Annotated in this window: 1 protein-coding gene; it reads right to left on the minus strand. The window is 46.9% G+C overall.

All coding sequences use genetic code 11. From position 1 onward, the window contains the following. Positions 1–260 (minus strand): photosynthetic reaction center family protein (locus DC53_RS0121200; RefSeq protein WP_206075192.1); only part of this gene is annotated, 260 nt, incomplete at both ends.

Genomic DNA, 260 nt, shown 5'->3' on the forward strand with positions numbered 1-260 from the left:
GGCCAAGAGAGGCCAGGCAGCAAGGAAGAAGTGCAACGAACGACTGTTGTTGAACGAAGCATATTGGAAGATAAGTCTTCCGAAATATCCGTGTGCAGCAACGATGTTGTAGGTCTCTTCTTCTTGTCCAAACTTGTAACCATAATTCTGGGACTCAGTTTCTGTGGTTTCACGAACGAGTGAAGAAGTAACCAAAGAACCGTGCATCGCAGAGAACAATGAACCACCGAAGACACCAGCAACTCCAAGCATGTGGAAGG

Origin of the sequence: Pseudoalteromonas fuliginea, assembly GCF_000690055.1 — a bacterium.
Classification (GTDB): domain Bacteria; phylum Pseudomonadota; class Gammaproteobacteria; order Enterobacterales; family Alteromonadaceae; genus Pseudoalteromonas; species Pseudoalteromonas fuliginea.